Origin of the sequence: Vibrio sp. 10N.222.55.C6 (assembly GCF_041473395.1) — a bacterium.
In the GTDB taxonomy this organism is placed as follows: domain Bacteria; phylum Pseudomonadota; class Gammaproteobacteria; order Enterobacterales; family Vibrionaceae; genus Vibrio; species Vibrio crassostreae_C.
This window is the reverse complement of record NZ_JBFRSD010000503.1, coordinates 1-350: the sequence shown is the minus strand read 5'-3', so window position 1 is coordinate 350 and position 350 is coordinate 1. Positions and strand designations below refer to the sequence as shown.

General features: G+C 33.7%; 1 pseudogene. It reads left to right on the top strand.

Going from position 1 to position 350, the window contains the following annotated elements:
* Positions 1-223 (top strand): annotated as a pseudogene (locus AB4486_RS24810) (lipopolysaccharide biosynthesis protein); the annotation flags it as partial.
* Between the last annotated feature and the right edge of the window lie 127 nt (positions 224-350).

Sequence of the window (350 nt, the reverse complement as noted above, 5' to 3'; positions counted from 1 at the left end):
GGCGTTGTACGCCAGAAAGAAAGTTATAACGAATAATACGAGTCTTTATAATCACCCTTTATACTCAAAAGATAACTTTCTTATATTTGACTGTCTAAATGAACTTACTGGTAATATTGAAGGCTTTATTTCTAGCGAGTTTGACGAATCAGTTTTGATTAAGCTTGAAGATTACACTGTTGATGGTTTTTATCACAAGCTACTAACGGACAATGGTGAATGATTAGTTAGAACTTCTAACTAATCAATAGAATCGATATGTCTACGTGTAGGTTAATAACCCACATATGGATCTTGTCCATTCCTGCGTGTTTTTAACAACTTTAAAATCCACATGTACTGTTCAGGTC